Origin of the sequence: Cellulosimicrobium cellulans (genome assembly GCF_042723955.1) — a bacterium.
Taxonomy (GTDB): Bacteria; Actinomycetota; Actinomycetes; order Actinomycetales; family Cellulomonadaceae; genus Cellulosimicrobium; species Cellulosimicrobium cellulans_H.
Map to the genome: position 1 here is coordinate 23,411 of NZ_JBHXIC010000038.1, position 16,892 is coordinate 40,302.

Sequence of the window (16,892 nt, forward strand, 5' to 3'; positions counted from 1 at the left end):
GGGGGGGGGGGGGGGGGGGCGCTCTTAGGTGGACTCCGGGGGGGGGGGGGGGGGGGGGGGGGGGGGGGTTGGGCTGTGGCTCCCGCGGGGCGCCCCCCCCCCCCCGACGCCGTGGCCGGCGTCGACCTGGCGGCCGATGAGCGCCTGGACTGCGGCGACGACGTCGGGCGCGAGCCCGGCGTCCTCGCTCGCCCGGAGCAGGTGGGTCAGGTCGGAGAAGTCGAGGCTCTGCTGACCGGGGCCGGCGTAGTCGCGGCGGTCGATGACGTCGGCGTAGCCCGCGAGCTCCGACGCCATCGCGACGAGCCAGGGCGCGGCGCGGCGCGCGAAGTCGCTCGCGCTCACGCCGGCCGTCCCGACCATCGCGACCCCGTGGAAGAAGCCCGCGAACATCGCGTACATCCCCGCGAGCAGCGCGAGGTCGTAGAGCGGCGCGAGGCCGGGGTCCTCGCCGAACCACGTGCTCGCGCCCCACGTGTCGAGAACGGGACGGGCGTCGTCGAACGCCGCGCGCGACCCGCTGTACAGGACCTCGGCCCCCGGCCCGCCGATCATCCCGGGGACGGCCATGATGCCGCCGTCCAGGGAGGTCGCACCGTGGGCGCCCGCCCAGGCCGCGAGCTCGCGCGACTCCTCGGGCGTCGTCGTGACGAGGTTGACGAGCGTCCGGCCCGCGAGCGCGTCCACGACGGGACCCAGCGTCTGGTGCACGGACGCGTGGTCGAGCAGGACCGCGACGACGAGCGGCGAGGCGGTGACGGCGTCGCGCACCGTCGCCGCCTCGCGGGCGCCGGTCGCGACGAGCGCGCCCGCACGTCCGGGCGTCCGGTTCCAGACGGTGGTCGGGTGCCCGGCGGTGACGGTCGCGGCGGCGAGGGCGCTGCCCATCGCGCCGAGGCCGAGGACGGTCACGGGAGGTGCTGCGGGTGCAGAGCGTGCTGAGGATGCAGAGCGTGCTGAGGATGCAGAGCGTGCTGACGGGTCTGGCATCGTTCCTCCGGGTCTGGTGGTGGTGCTCGGGCGGGGCCGACGGTGCTGCGTGCCCTCGTCGTCCACCCTCCGCGACCTCCGGCCGTCCGGGAAGAACGCACTTCGAGGTGGGGTTCTCACCTCCAGGTGAGCGTGCAGGTCAGGCGCCTCCCGGCACGGAACCGGTCAGCGACGAAGGAGCGAACGATGACGACGACGGCCCCTCCGGTCCGCACCGCCCCGAGCGCGAGGACGCCCTCGGGCGCCGTCGCGGGCACATCCACCAGCACCCCGACGAGCACGGCACGACGCGGCCCGTACGTGTGCGGCCTCGACGCCGCGATGGACGTGGTGAGCGGCAAGTGGAAGTCGCTCATCCTCTGGGAGCTCGAGGACCACGGCGTGCGGCGCTACGCCGAGCTCAAGCGCGGTCTGCCTGGGGTGAGCGACAAGGTGCTCGCGCAGCAGCTCCGCGAGATGGAGGCCGACGACCTGCTCGTGCGCGAGGTGTTCCCCGAGGTGCCGCCGCGCGTCGAGTACTCCCTCACCGAGCACGGCAGCGCGCTCAACGCGGCGCTCGGGTCGCTCGGCGACTGGGGCCGCGACCGCATCGAGCGGATCGGCTCAACCGCACCCGCCGAGAAGTGAGGATCCGCCCCTGGATCGGTCGATTCGAGGGCGGATCCGCACTTCTCGGCGGACGACGTCAAGGCTCGGGGTGGAGGGCGTCGTAGCGCCAGAACTTCCGTTGCGACCGCAGGACGAGCCACAGCACGACGACGCACGCCACGCCCCCGGCGACGGCGGCCCACGCCTCGCCGACCCATGTCGCCTGCGCCCCGAGCACGAGCTCGCCCAGGCGCGGCCCGCCCGCGACGACGACGATGAACACGCCCTGGAGGCGGCCGCGCATGTCGTCGGGCGTCGCGGTCTGGAGGATGGTCTGGCGGAACACGGCGCTCACCGCGTCGGACGCGCCCGCGAGCGCCAGCGCGACGCTCGCGGCGACGACCCCGCCCACGAGGACGGTCGTCGGGGAGGTCGCCCCGACCCCCACCAGCACGAGGCCGAACAGCACGATCGACAGCCCGTACGCGGTGACCGCCCAGACGATGACCCGGCCCTGCCAGCGCACGCGGGACAGCCCGCCGGAGAACACCCCTGCCAGCACGGCGCCGACCGCGAACGCGGCGGTGAGGACGCCCGTCGTCGCCTCGCCGCCGCCGAGGAACACGACGCCTGCGGCGGGCAGCAGCACGCGCGGCGACGCGAGCACCATCGCGGCGAGGTCGACGAGGAAGGTCGTGCGGACGTTGGGCTGCGTCGCGAGGTACCGCAGGCCGTCGACGACGGAGCGCCAGCCCACGATCCGGCGTCGCCGCCCCGCGGGCGCGGCCTGCGGGGTGTCGCCGCCGCCGGTGAGGGGCGGGATGTCCGGGAGCCGCCACACCGCCCACAGCGCGGCGGTGAAGAGCACGGCGTCGATCGTGTACGCGACCTGGTAGCCCCACAGCGCGACGAGGAACGCGCCGCCCAGCGGGCCGACGGTGAGCGCGACGTTCCACGCGATCGTCTGGAGCGCGTTGGCCGCGGGCAGGAGCCGGGGCTCGACGAGCCGCGGGATGATCGCCGACCGCGCCGGGTTGTTGATGGCGAACGCCGCGGACTGCGCGGCGACGAGCGCGTAGAGCACGCCCACCGAGTTCAGGTGCAGCCACGCCTGGACGGCGATGAGCGCGGTGATGACCCACAGGGCGGTCGACGCCGCGAGCGCGACCTTGCGGCGGTCGTAGGCGTCGACGAGAGCACCGCCGTAGAGCCCGAGCACGACGAGGGGCACGAGGGCGCAGAGCCCGAGCACGCCGACGGCGAGCGACGAGCCCGTGAGCGCGTACACCTGGAGGCCGACGGCGACGACGGTGAGCTGCGAGCCGAGGTTCGAGATCCCCAGGCCCCACCACAGCCGGCGGAACGGCGGGGAGGTACGCAGCGGCGTCGTGTCGGCGAGGAGACCGTTGACGCGAGCCACGATCGCCGAGCCTACGTCAGCGCTGCCACGCCCGCGGCCGACGGGCGGCGGGGAACGCCGGCCGTGGGATCCTGGGCGATCCCTCCGGACCCGGGAAGAAACATGGAACCCCCGCCGCCCTCCGCTGCGTCTAGCACTCGTGAGGAACCGACGTCGGCCGGAGCGCCGACCGCAGCAGGGGGGCGGTCGGGCATGACCGACGTCGCGATCGACCGGGCGGACGCGCCCCACGTGCGGGTCGTGCGCGTGGGGCAGACCGCCGAGGAGCACTTCACCGAGTTCGCGCGCGCGAGCTCCGCGGACCTCTACCGCTTCGCGTACCTGCTGTGCGGCGACGCGCACCGCGCGCACGACCTCGTCCAGCTCGCGCTCGAGCGGACGTTCCGGGCGTGGTCACGGGTCGGCGACGGCGAGCCGTTCGCCTACGCGCGTCGCGTCGTCGCCACGGCGCGCATCGACACCTGGCGACGGACCAGACGGGAGGTCTCGGTGGAGCACGAGACCCTGGCGGGCCTCGAGCGTCGGTCCGCGACCGACCCGTCCGGGGTCGAGGACCGCGACCGGATCGTGCGTGCCCTGCTCGCCCTGCCGGTCAAGCAGCGGCGGGTCGTCCTGCTGCGCTACGTGCTCGACCGCTCGGAGGCCGAGACCGCCGCGGAGCTCGGCATCGCCGTCGGCACGGTCAAGTCCACCGGGTCCCGGGCGCTGGCCCGCCTGCGCACCCTCGTGGCCCCCGAGAACGGAACGGAGAGACAGCGATGAGCACGACGCCCGAGCCCGTGGCGGTCGAGGAGACCGAGGTCGTCGCCCGCGTGCGCGCGGCGCAGGCCGCGGTCGAGGTGCCGACGACGCTGGACCCCGACGCCCTCGCGCACCGCGCGGTGCGGCGCGTGCGCGTCCGCCGGACCGCCCTCGCGGCGGGCGGGTCCACCGCGGTCGTCGGCGTCCTGGCCGCCGCCGTGGCGTTGTTGCCCGGGATGCTGCCCCACACGTCCGACCTCGCCCTGACCGTGCCGCCGGCGCAGACCGCCGCACCCGCACCGGCGGAGCCGACGGCGGACCCGGTGCCCGACCCGACGCCGGAGCAGCCCGAGCAGCCCCTGCGCTACCTGCCGGTGGGCGGCGGCGAGCTCCCGGAGCTGCCGGGCATCGAGCACGGCGTCGTCGAGACGCACCACTCGGACTACACCATGCAGGGCGGTCTCACGTACACGCTGCCGCCCGGGGGGTGGGAGGTCGACGGCGAGGCGTTCGGCGCGCCGGCGTCGGTCACCTGGAAGTCCCCGGAGCACTGGAACCCCCCGGGGTCGGACACTCCCGCGGACGCGGTCCCGCCGCCCATGAACGACTCCGGCGCCGTCCTGACGATCGACGTCGACCCTGGCGCCGCGTCGTGGGCCACCCCGGCCAGGGACTCCGGGGCCTGGACGGTCGAGATCCCCGGCGCGGACTTCGTCGCGGTGACGCGCGGCCCGTCCGACGATCCGGGCCTCGCTCGCTGGGAGGCGGACGTCCGGTACGCCGGCACGGGCACGGGTTGGACGGTCGTCCTCGAGTTCACCGACGACGAGGTGGGCGACGAGCTGGCACGCACCTTCCTGGGCAACCTGTGGTTCGAGCCCGAGGGAGCGCCGGAGTGGTTCAGCCCGACGTACACGTACCCCGAGATCGGGGTCGTCGTCCCGGGAGCTCCCGCGGGGTGGCAGACCGTCTCCACCGAGAACCTCGGCTACGCCGTCCCGCAGGGGTGGACCTCCCGCGACGTCGAGGGCAACTTCGGACCGGGGGTCGAGTGGTCCGGCCCGCCGGTGGACGGCGCGCCGTCCGACGTGCGCTGGAACATGTTCGTGCAGGTCGGCGAGACGGGCACGAGCTCGTTCAGCACCGCCGCGGACCAGTTCCACCCGCAGACGATCGTCGTCCCGGGAGCCGACTTCGCCCAGGTGCTGACGAGCCAGGGCCCGCACTGGGCGGTCGATGCCGTCCCGGCCCTGAGCGCGAACGTCGAGCTCCACGGCGAGGACGGCGGTCCGGACGTCCTGCTCTCGATCACGCTCCCCGGCGACGAGGCGGGGCTCGAGACGCTGCGCGGGGTCCTGGGGTCGTTGCAGTTCTGACCCGGCGGCGTCAGGCCGTCCCGGCCGCCTTCGCGACGTCGTCGTCCGTGCCCGCTTCCGCCGCGCCGTCCCGTGCGTCCTCCTCGCCCCAGGCGTCGGCGTGGCGGTGCGGGTGCCCGGGCGGCGGCTCGTAGGCCGGGTGCGGCCCGGGCGTGAGGTAGGTACGCGCGAAGAACAGGGAGGCCGCGAGGTCCTCGCGGCGCTCGGCCGCGGTCCGGGCGCGGCGCGTCGAGATCTCGACGACCACGTCTCCGGACCAGCCGCGCTGCACGAGCTCGGCGAGCACCTTGTCGCACGGCTGGTCGCCCCGGCCCGGCACGAGGTGCTCGTCCGTGATCGACGACGACCCGTCGGCGAGGTGCACGTGCGCGAGGCGCCCGTCGAACACGTCGAGCAGCGCGAGCGCGTCCTGCTGCGCGACGGCGGCGTGCGAGAGGTCGAGCGTGACGTGCTCGTACCCGTGCTCGGACGGGTCCCAGCCGGGCAGGTAGGCCTGCATCTCGCGCTTGCGGCTGCGCCACGGGTACATGTTCTCGACCGCGATGGTCACACCCTCGGTCTCGTCGAGCTCGCCGACGAGGTCCTCGAACTCGCGCGCGTACCGGTACTGCCACCGGAACGGTGGGTGCACGACGACGGTGCTCGCCCCGACCTCCTGCGCGAGCTCGACCGTGCGCCGGAGCTTCGGTCCGGGCGCGCGCCCCCACACGCGCTGGCTCACGAGGAGCGTGGGCGCGTGGATGCTGCGGATGGGGACGTCGTGCTCGGCGGAGAGCCGCCGGAGCGCCGCGGCGTCCTGGGTCGTCTCGTCGGACCACACCATGACCTCGACGCCGTCGTACCCGAGGTCGGCCGCCGCCTCGAAGGCGTACGGGGCCTTGCGCGGGTAGACGCTGGCCGTCGAGAGCGTGACGTGGATGCGCTGCGCCTCCCCCGGGGACCGGGAGTGCGCGCGCGGCGTCGTCGCGTCGGACATGCCGGTCACCCTAGACCCGTCGGCTGTGGCCCACACCCAGCGGGCCTGGCGACGCCGTGCTCGACCTGCCACCGGATCGGCTCACGGCGGGGCGTCAGCCGATCCGTACCTCGTCGGAGCACGCGTCCACGACGTGGCGGGAGTGGGTCGCGACGAGGACCGCCGCTCCCCCGGCCGCCAGGTCTCGCAGGGCGTCCAGCACCATGTCCGCGTTGACCTGGTCGAGCGCCCCGGTCGGCTCGTCGGCGAGGACGACCGTCGGCGCCTTCACGAGCAGCCGCGCCAGTGCGACCCGTTGCTGCTCGCCGCCGGAGAGCTGGAAGACCGGCACGTGCTCCATGCCGTCCAGGCCGACACGCTTGAGCGCCTCCTCGATCCCGACCCCCAGGTCCCCGCGGTGGCCGGGCGCGCGGGCGATCTGCAGGTTGGCCCGCACGGACGCGTTGTCCACGAGGGCGTAGTTCTGGAAGAGGTAGCCGAGCGTGTCACGGCGGAAGCGGCGTGCGCCGGCAGGCCGAAGGCGGGTGACGTCCCGGCCGTCCACCGTGACGGCACCCGCCGAGAGCTTCTCGAGAAGGCCGACGCAGTTGAGCAACGTCGACTTCCCCGAGCCCGACGGGCCGGTGAGCGCAGTCATCTGTCCCGGCTCGACCACGAAGGAACGGTCCTCGAACAGCACGCGGCTGCCGAAGGACTTGGTGACGCCCTCGGCGACGACGGACGACATGACGGGTACCTCTTCTCGTTGGCGTTCGTGGCACCGGGAGCCGGTGGCACGTCACGGGTCGTGTCAGGAGTCGGCGGAGCGGGTGGCGATCAACCGGGCGGTCGCCCAGCGGAGACCGACGAGCACGGAGCAGACGGCCAGGAGCGCGACCGCCACGGCGATCCCGACGCGCCACTGCGCCGCCTGCCCTCCGAAGACGGCGGCCTGGAATCGCACGGCCTGGGGTGCGGCGGCCGCCGACGCCCCCGCACCGACCACCACGGCGGCCAGGACGAGCTCGAGGGTCAGGACCAGGCGATGGGAGTACCACTGCGGCCAGCCCGTGATGTACCGGACGTACACGAGCTGCGCTGACCGGCGGACGTGGACCGCGCTCACGCTCACCGCCGTCACGACCAGCACGACGACGGAGACGAGCAGGCTCAGCAGCGAGATCCGCAGGTTGGACACGACCTCGGCGTACTGGGCCGCGGCGTAGTCGCGCGCGGACCAGATGCCGTTGACGATGGCTCCGACCTCGTGCTCCGAGACGTACCGCCCCGCGGTCTCGGCGTCACCGAAGACGACGTTGCCCTGGGTGAGGTACGCGCCGTAGAACGCGTCCGAGAGCACGTCGACGCCGGGCGGGACGACGACCAGCACCGCGTCGTGCAGCAGCGCCGCGTCCCGCACCTTGCGCACCGTGCCGTACGTGAACTGGTCCTGGCCCGCGGCGATCTCTCGGTGGACGATCGAGACGGTGCCCGCGGCGTCGCTCGTCCCCGTGACGACGCTGGGCACGTCCTCGCGCGCGAACGCCTGGCAGGCCGGAGGCGCGAGGACCGTCACGGCGTCGCCGGCCACCGCGGTGACGGGCGAGCCTCCCTGGTCCAGGACCTGCTGGCGGGCGAGGTAGGAGTCGCTCACCAGCAGCACCGGGCACGGCGCCGCGCCGCCGCCGCGCCGCGGCGCACCGGTGGCAGGATCGACCGCTGCCACGTCCTGCGTCACGTCGTCGACCAGGACCGCGTCACCGGCGTCCACCGCCGCGTGGGCCATCGCGGCGTACCGCGCCTCCGTCTCCGGGTCGTCGCCGCCCATCTGGCCGGAGATCTGGACGTAGACCGCGTCCGGGTCCGACGACCACCGCTCCTGTGCAGCGGACCGGTCCGACACCTGGAGCGCCGCCTGCACGGTCGCGAACGCGACGCTCGCGGCGAGGAGGACTCCCACGACGCGCACCCCGAGGATGCCGACGAGGGCCCACCCTGCCGAGAACTGCCCCTTCACCGCCGCGAGGATCGGCACCCGGAACGCGAGCCCGGCGGCGGCCAGGTGCGTCAGCACGATCACCCCGAGGACGAGCGCGACGGCGACGGCGACCATCAGGACGAGCTCGCCCGAGCGCGCGCCCCGGTTGTAGGACCACAGCGCGACACCGCCGACGACCGCGACCGCGCACAGCGTCACCAGGAGCAACCTCCCCACCTCGGCCAGGTCGCGCGCGACCGCGACGCCGAACGACCGCCCCTGGAGCCGCTGCACGCCGTAGCCCTGCGCGCTCATCACCACGCCGCCCCCGACCATGACCATCAGCGCCAGGACCGACACGGCCGCCGCGGTCCCGATCACCGGGTCCAGGAGCACCGCCGGGTCCGTCAGGAAATCGACGACGCTGCCCGTGAAGGGGGCGAGCTCCGCGGTCAGGCCGACCTGGCCCATCGCCTCCACGACCGCCTCCGCGTCCGCGCGGTCGCCCCACACGAGGTAGTACCCGCGCGGGTCCGCGTCGCCGACCTCGACGAACGGCCGGTACTCCTCCTCGGTCCGCGGGTCGAAGTGTCGGTAGCCGCCGGCGAGGCGCTGCGCCACCTCGCCCCCCTCGTGCCCGACGACCGCGTACAGATGCTTGCGGTGCGTCGGGTCGCTGACGTCGACGACGATCCTGCCGACGTCGGCCCCCGTCGACGTGGCGGTCTCCTGGAGCACGGGCGCGAGGTCGGCCGTCGACACCCGGCCGTCGACGGCGATCGACTGCGCCACGACCTGGAACTGTGCGCCCGCGCCCTCGGTCCCGTCGAAGACGAGGAAGAGCTGCAGCGCGAGGACGGTCGGGAGGATCACGCCGAGCACGTAGGCGAGACGGACGAGTCGGGGCAGCATGGGGCTCTCTCCTGGACAGGCGGCTTCCACGGACACGACAGGTGGGGCCGAGCCGCCGCGCGGCCCGGCCCCACCCGTTCAGGTCAGCACGAGGTGTCGTACCAGGACTGGTCCACAGCCCACCAGCGGTCCGGCGCGTCGGCCCGCGACCAGTAGCCGGCGCTGGCGTAGTCCTTCTCGTAGTAGGTCCCCTGCACCGACGAACCGTGGCACTTGCCGCCGTGGTAGTAGTCGGACCAGACCTCGCCTCCGCCCGTGCCGTAGCTCCACGTGCCACCGCCCACGTACGCGACGGTGGCGTAGGCCGCACCCGCCCCACCGACGACGACCGCGGCGGTCAGCGCGACCGCGGCCACCGGCTTCCGGAGCTTTCCGAACATCCTCTTCCCCCTTGCTCGACAGTGCTGGACAGATGTCGCGGCGCCGCAACGTCGTCCAGGGTGCCCGTGTCGCGGCGGCCGCCCAACCCGTACAGCACGGGCTCGGTGCGGGCTACCAGGGAATCCGTGAGCCGGGCGCCGGGACGTAGGGGTGCAGGAGCGCGAACTCGACGAGCGCCTCCTGGATCCAACCCGCCCGCCGGTGGCCCGGGTCCGGCACCCCGAGCTGCTCGGCGAGCTGGACCAGGTGCTCCTGCACCGTCCGGTGGGAGATACCCAGTCGTGCCCCGATCTCCCGGGCCGTGGGGAGCGGGGCAGCGCCCTCACCACGCATCCGGTCCGCGACGAGCGCGGTCATCACCGCGTGGCGTCGGCTGCTCGGGTCGAGGCCCCAGGACTCCCGGACGTGACCGACGCACCGGGCGTCGGTCCCGGCGGTCTGCTCCGGTCCGAAGACCGTGAGGACGTGACCGGCCGCCCCCGCGATCCCGGCGAGGTCGAACGGCGGCGCCGTCGCGCACCCGGGCAGCAGGCGCAGCCGGTCGCGGGGGTCGTCGAGGTTCCAGACGCGCAGCGGCATCACCGCGCTCCGGTTGGCGAGGCGCCACCCGTCGCGGTCCGCGACGACCGACCCCGCGACGCCTGCCACGTGGAGGTCGGGCGGCGGGCAGCAGCCGTCGGTACAGCCGTGGAACTGGAGCACCCTGCCCGCGGGCGCGTCGGCCGATCCGTGGCCGCGCCGCGCGCCGTCCCGTTCGACCCTGATGGTGATCACCGTCTCCGGCATGCTCGTTCCCCCCTGCTGTCGGACGCACGTCGTCCGCCCGGCGCCCACCGTAGTGAGGTCGTCCCACGGCGCCACCGCTCGTCCGTCCGTCGTCACCGGGTGGTCGGACCGCTCTCGGATGCAGCGCGGCCCAGGGCCCGCCTAGCCTGGGGTCATGGCGGCGACGGCGCGCGTCATCGACATCCACGTGGTCGCGGACTCGACGGGAGACACCGGGACCCGCGTCGCGCGCGCCACGCAGGCGCAGTTCCCCGGGCAGCCGGTCCGGGTCGTGCGCCACCCGCGCCTGCACAGCCCGCAGGGGGTGGACGACGTCGTCGCGCAGCTCCGCGCCGACCCCGCCGCGGCCGTGGTGTTCTGCACCGTCGTCGACGACGCGCTGCGCACGCGCGTGCTCGACGCGTGCGCCGCGCTCGACGTCCCGTGCGCCGACCTGCTGGCCCCCGCGCTCGACGCGTTCACCGCGCGCACGGGCGCGCAGCCGGCGCGCGTCGTGCAGCCGGTCGGGCTCGCCGCCGACTACTTCGACCGCATCCACGCCATGGAGTTCGCGGTCGCGAACGACGACGGCCACCTCACCGACGGTCTCGACGAGGCGCAGGTCGTGCTCGTGGGGGCGTCACGGACGGGCAAGACCCCGCTGTCGATGTACCTCGGCTACCTCGGCTACCCCACCGCGAACATCCCGCTCGTCCCGGGGCTCGCGCCCCCGCGCGAGCTGTTCGAGGCGGAGCGCTGGAAGGTCGTGGGCCTGACGATCGACCCGGAGCGCCTGCTCGAGATCCGGCAGCGCCGCGTGCACGCGATGGGCGTCGCGGGCCACGGTGGACTCGGGGGCCACGGGGGCACGGCCCTCGGCGGGTACGCCGACCTCGCCCGCATCCACGACGAGCTCGACGAGGTCTCCCGGCTCCAGCGGCGGCTCGGCTGCCCGGTCCTCGACACGACGACCCTCGCGCTCGAGGAGGCCGCGGGGCGCGTCGTCGAGCTCGTCACCGCGCGCCGTCGCGCCCTCGCGCCCGACGACGCGCCGCAGCCACCGGGCGACGACCTCGCCCGGGCGACCCCGCAGACCCGACCGGCGGACCGCCGTCGGGCCGGACCCCGCGCGGCCACCGCCGCCGACCACGAGGAGCAGCCATGAGCGACCGGTACGTCTACGACCTCGCGGAGGGCCGCGCCGACATGCGCGCCCTCCTGGGCGGCAAGGGCGCGGGGGTCGCCGAGATGCGCCGCATCGGCGTGCCCGTGCCGGACGGCTTCACCGTGACGACGGCGGCGTGCGTCACGGCCATGGAGCGCGGCGGGTCGTGGCCGGACGGGCTGTGGGACGAGGTCGTCGCGCACCTCGACGCGCTCGAGGCGCGCACGGGTCGCCGGCTCGGCGCGCGCGAGCGTCCGCTGCTCGTGTCGGTGCGCTCGGGCGCCGTGTTCTCGATGCCCGGGATGATGGACACGATCCTCAACCTCGGGATCTCCGACGACTCGGTCGAGGGGCTCGCGGCCGAGTCCGGCAACGTGCGCTTCGCGTGGGACTCGTACCGGCGGTTCGTGCAGATGTACGGCGAGGTGGTCGAGGGCGTGCCCGCGCACGCGTTCGCCGACGAGCTCGACGCGCTCAAGGCGCGCCGCGGCGTCGCGCAGGACACGGACCTGGACGCGGACGACCTGCGCGGGCTCGTCGCGACGTTCCGCGCCGTCGCGCGGCAGCACACGGGCGAGGACCTGCCGACGGACCCGCGCGAGCAGCTCCGCCGGTCGGTCGACGCAGTGTTCGCGTCGTGGGGCAACCCGCGCGCCGCCGTCTACCGGAAGGCGAACGGCATCCCCGACGACCTCGGCACGGCTGTGAACGTCATGCAGATGGTGTTCGGCAACAAGGGCGCGACGTCGGCCACGGGCGTGTGCTTCACGCGCAACCCCGCGACGGGCGCGAAGGAGCTCTACGGGGAGTTCCTCGTGGACGCGCAGGGCGAGGACGTCGTCGCGGGCATCCGCACACCGCGACCCCTCGCCGAGATGGAGACGATCCTGCCCGACGCGTTCCGCGAGCTGCGCGCGACCATGGACCGGCTCGAGCGGCACTACGGGGACATGCAGGACATCGAGTTCACCGTGGACGACGGCGCGCTCTACCTGCTCCAGACCCGGACGGGGAAGCGCACCGCGCAGGCGGCGTTGCGCGTCGCGCGCGAGCTCGTCGACGAGGGCGTGATCGACCGCGACGCCGCCCTGCGGCGCCTCGACCCGGCGCAGCTCGACCAGCTCCTGCACCCGGCGCTCGACCCCGGCCACGGCGCCACCCCGCTCACGCGCGGCCTCAACGCGTCGCCCGGGGCCGCCGTCGGGCGCGTGGTGCTCGACGCCGAGACCGCGGCCGAGCGCGGCAAGGCCGGCGAGGCGGTCGTGCTCGTGCGGTGGGAGACGAACCCGGACGACATCGCAGGCGTCATCGCCGCCCAGGGCGTGCTCACCGCGCACGGCGGCATGACGTCGCACGCGGCGGTCGTCGCCCGGGGCATGGGCAAGCCCTGCGTCGCCGGGGCCGGGGCGCTGCGGATCGACGTCGAGGGGCGCCGCGTCCACGTCGGGGACCACGTGCTCACCGAGGACGACACGATCACGCTCGACGGCACGACCGGCGACGTCTACGCGGGCGCACTGCCGCTCGTGCCGCCCCAGGTCACGGACGACTTCCGGGCCGTGCTCGGCTGGGCCGACGACGTGCGGCGCCTCGGTGTACGGGCCAACGCCGACACGGGCGAGGACGCCGCGAAGGCGCGCGAGCTCGGCGCCGAGGGCATCGGGCTGTGCCGCACCGAGCACATGTTCATGGCGCCGGACCGCCTCCCCGTCGTGCGCGAGATGATCCTCGCCGAGACCGACGCCGCACGCGCCGCCGCGCTCGACCGCCTGCTCCCCATGCAGCAGGCCGACTTCGAGGAGATCTTCGCCGCGATGTCCGGGCTGGCCGTGACGATCCGGCTCCTCGACCCGCCCCTGCACGAGTTCCTGCCCGACCTCGTCGAGCAGTCGCTCCTCGTGCAGCGGCTGGAGGACGAGGTCGGAGACCCCGGCGCACCCCTGCACGGGACGGACGCCGTCGTCGAGGGCTGGGCCGCCGCGGCCGGCGGCGGGGAGACGACGGCGCGGCTCGCCGGGGCGCGCCGCCTCCTCGCGCAGGTGCGCCGGCTGAGCGAGATGAACCCCATGCTCGGCACGCGCGGCGTGCGGCTCGCACTGCTGCACCCGCAGATCGCCGCGATGCAGGTGCGGGCGATCGCGCGCGCGGCGCTCGCCGTGCGCGCGGCCGGGCACGACCCGCGCGTGGAGATCATGGTGCCGCTCGTCGGGTTCTCCGAAGAGCTGCGCCGCGTGCGGGAGGTCGTCGACGCGACGATGGCCGAGGAGCTCGCGGGCGCGGACGCCCCGCTGCCGTACGCGGTCGGCACGATGATCGAGCTGCCGCGCGCGGCGCTCGTCGCGGACCGCATCGCCGAGCACGCGGAGTTCTTCTCGTTCGGCACGAACGACCTCACGCAGACGACGCTCGGCATCTCGCGCGACGACGCGGAGGGGTCGTTCCTCACCGCCTACCTGGAGGCGGGGGTCGTGGGTACGAACCCGTTCGCGACGATCGACCGCGACGGGGTCGGCGAGCTCGTGCACGTCGGGCTCGAGCGCGGGCGCCGCGCCCGGCCGGGCCTCCACGCCGGGGTGTGCGGCGAGCACGGGGGCGACCCGGCGTCCGTCGCGCTGTTCGACGAGATCGGGCTCGACTACGTGTCGTGCTCGCCCTACCGCGTGCCGATCGCGCGACTCGCGGCGGCGCGCTCGACGCTCGACCGGCGGGACGGCGTGCGCACGACGCGTGACGTGTGACGGGTGCGGCGGCGGGCGCCGGCCGACGGCGTACGGACCGGAGGTCCTCGGACCCTCGCCTTGTGGGCGGCGATCCCCTAGGATGCACTGGTCCAGACCACTTGTCTGCCGGAGGAACAACCATGGACCGTGCCGTCGTCGTCGCGATCACCGAAGGCCTTCACGCCCGCCCCGCCGCCCTGTTCGTCAAGGCGGCCGCCGCCCAGCCCGCGCCCGTGAGGATCGCCAAGCCGGGGGGCGACCCCGTCGAGGCGGCGAGCATCCTCAGCGTCATGACGCTGGGCGTGACCGCCGGGGACGAGGTCGTCCTCTCGACCGACGCCGACGGCGACGACGCGAGCACGTCGATCGACGCGCTCGCGACCTTCCTGGAGCAGACCGAAGTCGCCTGAGCACGCCGGGCCCGTCGCCCGCGGCCCTGCCCGCGCGCGGCGGGCCCGACCGTGTCCGCGCACTCAGTGCCAGTCGCTGATCTGCACGTCGCGCGGGGCGGGCGCACCCGCACCCGCCTCCGTGAGCCCCTTGAGGCTCAGGAGGTACGACGCCCACTTGGTGCTGCAGTGGTGCATGAACTCCACCGGCTCGGCCCAGCCCCGGTGGCCGAACAGCACGATCGTCCAGTCACCGTCCTGACGCAGGTCCCACTCGACCGTCGTACCGACCCACTCCTCCGGCCCGTCCACGACGCGCCACACGACCCGTTCGGACGGCCGCAGCTCGACGACCTCCATGTCGAACCCACCGACCGGCGGGAACCGGAACGCGAGGACTCCCCCGACGTCGCCGCTGCCCGTCGTGTCCTCGGTCCACCAGCCGGCGAGCCCGTCGACCGTCGTCAGCGCCCGGTACACCGCCTCCGGCGTCGACCCCTCGACGCCCACCCTGTGCAGGATGTCCACCATCACCGTTCTCCCGTCCGCGTATTTGTGCAACTCTTTGGTTGCGCATCACGCTAGCCCAGGCACCGGCTATGCGCAACCCTCCAATTGCACATGGGCGCCGGCGGGCGCGCCGAACCCGGGGTTCAGGAGCGAGGTCGAGCGCGGGTCAGAGGCCCAGCTCGGCCAGGATCGGGAGGCGGGCGCGCACGGCCGCGCGTGCGGCGTCGGGCGTGGGCTGCTGGAGCGCGAGGAACGCGAGCTCCTCGCACTGGTCCGAGGTCGTCGCGGCCAGCACCGCCGCGACGTCGGCGAGCGCGCGCGGCGTCATGGACAGCGACGTCACGCCGAGCCCCACGAGCACCGGCGCGAGCACCGGGTCGGCCGCGGCCTCGCCGCACACGCCGAGCGGGCGCCCGTTGAGCGCCGCCCCCGAGCCCGTCGCCCCGACGAGCGCGAGGACCGTCGGCTGCCACGCCGTCGAGAGCCGCGCGAGGTCGGAGACCTCGCGGTCGGCGGCCATCGTGTACTGCGTGAGGTCGTTCGTGCCGATGCTCGCGAACGACGCCTTGGCGAGCACCCAGCGCGCCCCGAGGGCCGCGGCGGGCACCTCGATCATCACGCCCGCGGTGCCGAGGCCGTGGTCCGCGCAGAGCGCGACGAACGACTCCGCCTCGTCCGGCGTCGCGATCATCGGCGCCATGACCCATACGTCCGCCGACTCCGCCGCCGCCGCGCGCGCGATCGCCGTGAGCTGGCGGTCGAGCACCTCGGGGTGCCGGCGCGCGGTGCGCAGGCCGCGCACGCCGAGCGCCGGGTTGGGCTCGGCCTCGGGCGTGACGAACGGGAGCGGCTTGTCGGCGCCCGCGTCGAGCGTGCGCACGACGACCTTGCGACCGCCGAACGCCGCGAGCACCTCGCGGTAGGCAGCGACCTGCTCGTCGATCGTCGGCTCGACCGTGCGGCCCAGGAAGCACACCTCGGTGCGGAAGAGCCCCACGCCCTCCGCCCCCGCCTCCGCGGCGGCCCGCGCGTCCTCCCCGTTCGCGACGTTGGCGAGGAGCTCGACGCGACGGCCGTCGGCCGTCCGCCCCTCGCCGTCGAAGCGGCGGCGCTCGCCCCGTGCGCCGTGCGCGGCGACGACGGCGGCCACATCCTCGGCGGACGGGTCGCGCTCGACCGTGGCGAGCCCGCCGTCCACGAGCACCGTCTCGCCGTCGTGCAGCGTCAGCGCGTCCTCGACCGCCACGACGGCCGGGATGCCGAGGGCGCGCGCGAGGATCGCGGTGTGCGACGTCGGCCCGCCGCCCCGCGTGACGACCGCGAGCACGCGCTCGGGGTCGAGCTGGGCCGTGTCCGCAGGGGCGAGGTCGTCCGCGACGAGCACGAACGCGAACCCCGGGTCGGGCACGCCCGGGGCGGGCAGGCCGAGCAGCGTCGCGACGATCCGGTCGCGTACGTCGCGCACGTCGCGCGCCCGCTCCGCCATGAGCCCGCCGAGCGCCTCGAGCCGCCCGACGACGACGCCCGCCGCGTCCCACACAGCCCGCGCCGGGGTGGAGCGCTGCTCGCGCACGCGCCCGACGGCGTCGCGCGCCAGGGCGGGGTCCGCCGCCATCGCAGCGGTCACGCCGAGCACCTCCGCCGCCGTACCCTCGGCTCGCGCCGCACGGGCCGTGAGGTCCTCCTGGACGGTCGTGACCGCCGCGAGGACCTGCGTCACCGCGAGGTCAAGCTCGGCGTCCGTGCTGTCCGCGGCGAGCGGGGCCGCGTCGGGCTCGGGGACCGGGTCGGGCATCCGCACGACCGTCCCCGCCCCCCGCCCGGGGCGGGGGGGGGTGGGGCGTGCGGCGGGGCCCAAGTTTGCCGCGGCGCGGGGGGGGGGGGGCCGGCGCCGGGGGCGCCCCGGCGAGCGGGCGCGCGCCCGGCGCACGACGACGGCACGACCTTCGCGCTGCACCGCGGCTTCACGCTCGAGCAGGTCATGCGTCACTCGGTGCTCGAC

The 16,892-nt window shown here is 75.0% G+C and carries 15 protein-coding genes; 6 read left to right on the forward strand and 9 right to left on the reverse strand.

Annotated elements, in window-relative coordinates; all coding sequences use genetic code 11:
* Window positions 1–24 precede the first annotated feature (24 nt).
* On the reverse strand, window positions 25–912 hold the full coding sequence (locus ACFWH7_RS12010; protein WP_378216738.1) for an NAD(P)-dependent oxidoreductase: 888 nt from the start codon (window positions 910–912) through the stop codon (window positions 25–27).
* 264 nt (window positions 913–1,176) lie between these two features.
* Here ACFWH7_RS12010 and ACFWH7_RS12015 point away from each other — a divergent pair, with 264 nt between their 5' ends.
* Window positions 1,177–1,617 (forward strand): winged helix-turn-helix transcriptional regulator, encoded by a 441-nt coding sequence (locus ACFWH7_RS12015; protein WP_378216739.1) that lies wholly within the window; start codon window positions 1,177–1,179, stop codon window positions 1,615–1,617.
* 58 nt (window positions 1,618–1,675) lie between these two features.
* On the opposite strand, the gene ACFWH7_RS12020 is transcribed toward ACFWH7_RS12015, so the two are convergent.
* On the reverse strand, window positions 1,676–2,998 hold the full coding sequence (locus ACFWH7_RS12020) for an MFS transporter (protein WP_378216740.1): 1,323 nt from the start codon (window positions 2,996–2,998) through the stop codon (window positions 1,676–1,678).
* A gap of 192 nt (window positions 2,999–3,190) precedes the next feature.
* Here ACFWH7_RS12020 and ACFWH7_RS12025 point away from each other — a divergent pair, with 192 nt between their 5' ends.
* Window positions 3,191–3,760 carry a SigE family RNA polymerase sigma factor gene (locus ACFWH7_RS12025; RefSeq protein WP_378216741.1) on the forward strand — a complete coding sequence of 190 codons (570 nt, stop codon included), beginning with the start codon at window positions 3,191–3,193 and terminating at the stop codon, window positions 3,758–3,760.
* Entirely contained in the window at window positions 3,757–5,115 is a 1,359-nt protein-coding gene (locus tag ACFWH7_RS12030; RefSeq protein ID WP_378216742.1) for a hypothetical protein, read from the forward strand. Before ACFWH7_RS12025 ends, ACFWH7_RS12030 begins: the two co-directional genes overlap by 4 nt.
* Window positions 5,116–5,125: 10 nt before the next feature.
* Here the strand turns inward: ACFWH7_RS12030 and ACFWH7_RS12035 are convergent, their stop codons facing one another.
* The 5 genes from ACFWH7_RS12035 to ACFWH7_RS12055 all read right to left on the reverse strand — a co-directional run bounded on the left by ACFWH7_RS12035 (window position 5,126) and on the right by ACFWH7_RS12055 (window position 10,127).
* Complete coding sequence (locus tag ACFWH7_RS12035; protein WP_378216743.1) at window positions 5,126–6,091, reverse strand: sugar phosphate isomerase/epimerase family protein; 966 nt, start codon at window positions 6,089–6,091, stop codon at window positions 5,126–5,128.
* Window positions 6,092–6,185: 94 nt separating this feature from the next.
* A complete protein-coding gene (locus tag ACFWH7_RS12040) occupies window positions 6,186–6,818 on the reverse strand; it encodes an ATP-binding cassette domain-containing protein (RefSeq protein WP_378216744.1) in 633 nt (210 codons plus the stop codon).
* A gap of 63 nt (window positions 6,819–6,881) precedes the next feature.
* Window positions 6,882–8,960 carry a hypothetical protein gene (locus ACFWH7_RS12045; protein WP_378216745.1) on the reverse strand — a complete coding sequence of 693 codons (2,079 nt, stop codon included), beginning with the start codon at window positions 8,958–8,960 and terminating at the stop codon, window positions 6,882–6,884.
* 83 nt (window positions 8,961–9,043) lie between these two features.
* Complete coding sequence (locus tag ACFWH7_RS12050; protein ID WP_053369280.1) at window positions 9,044–9,340, reverse strand: lactococcin 972 family bacteriocin; 297 nt, start codon at window positions 9,338–9,340, stop codon at window positions 9,044–9,046.
* A gap of 112 nt (window positions 9,341–9,452) precedes the next feature.
* Window positions 9,453–10,127 (reverse strand): hypothetical protein, encoded by a 675-nt coding sequence (locus tag ACFWH7_RS12055; RefSeq protein WP_378216746.1) that lies wholly within the window; start codon window positions 10,125–10,127, stop codon window positions 9,453–9,455.
* A gap of 154 nt (window positions 10,128–10,281) precedes the next feature.
* On the opposite strand from ACFWH7_RS12055, the gene ACFWH7_RS12060 reads away from it, so the two are divergent.
* The 3 genes from ACFWH7_RS12060 (at window position 10,282) to ACFWH7_RS12070 (ending at window position 14,401) form a co-directional block, all read left to right on the forward strand.
* Window positions 10,282–11,271, forward strand: coding sequence for a pyruvate, water dikinase regulatory protein (locus ACFWH7_RS12060; RefSeq protein WP_378216747.1), 990 nt, complete (start codon window positions 10,282–10,284; stop codon window positions 11,269–11,271).
* Window positions 11,268–14,009: a pyruvate, phosphate dikinase gene (gene ppdK / locus ACFWH7_RS12065; protein ID WP_378216748.1), complete on the forward strand. Its 2,742-nt coding sequence runs from the start codon at window positions 11,268–11,270 to the stop codon at window positions 14,007–14,009. Before ACFWH7_RS12060 ends, ppdK begins: the two co-directional genes overlap by 4 nt.
* 122 nt (window positions 14,010–14,131) lie before the next feature.
* Window positions 14,132–14,401, forward strand: coding sequence for an HPr family phosphocarrier protein (locus tag ACFWH7_RS12070; RefSeq protein WP_378216749.1), 270 nt, complete (start codon window positions 14,132–14,134; stop codon window positions 14,399–14,401).
* 63 nt (window positions 14,402–14,464) lie between these two features.
* Here the strand turns inward: ACFWH7_RS12070 and ACFWH7_RS12075 are convergent, their stop codons facing one another.
* Complete coding sequence (locus tag ACFWH7_RS12075; protein WP_378216750.1) at window positions 14,465–14,911, reverse strand: SRPBCC family protein; 447 nt, start codon at window positions 14,909–14,911, stop codon at window positions 14,465–14,467.
* A 145-nt stretch (window positions 14,912–15,056) separates the two neighbouring features.
* On the reverse strand, window positions 15,057–16,748 hold the full coding sequence (gene ptsP, locus ACFWH7_RS12080) for a phosphoenolpyruvate--protein phosphotransferase (protein WP_378216752.1): 1,692 nt from the start codon (window positions 16,746–16,748) through the stop codon (window positions 15,057–15,059).
* Window positions 16,749–16,892: the final 144 nt, after the last annotated feature.